At 59.8% G+C, this 264-nt stretch carries 1 protein-coding gene; it reads left to right on the plus strand.

The annotated features are described in order from the left end of the window. On the plus strand, positions 1-264 hold a 264-nt coding region (locus SB752_RS32660), incomplete at both ends, for a hypothetical protein (protein ID WP_410719539.1).

Consider the following 264-nt stretch of genomic DNA (forward strand, 5'->3'; position numbering starts at 1 on the left):
CTGGAAGCAAAAGGGGGGATGGTTCCGCAGCAACCGAAATGGAACGCAGATTGGCGCCTTGGATAACGACTTTCTCGGCGACGTGGGGGCGGCGTTCGAACAGATGAAGACGAACGCCGCCGGCTTGGCCCAGGCGGTAGGGGTATCGGCGGCTTCGCTGGCCACCTATAGCGATCAGTTCCGCATCAAGTTAACCAAGGACCAGGAGGAAAACCAGAGGTTGCTGGAAGAGGCGCTGGCGAACGTCGGCGAAAACATGGTGCG

Source organism: Brevibacillus sp. SIMBA_040, assembly GCF_046535075.1.
GTDB lineage: Bacteria > Bacillota > Bacilli > Brevibacillales > Brevibacillaceae > Brevibacillus.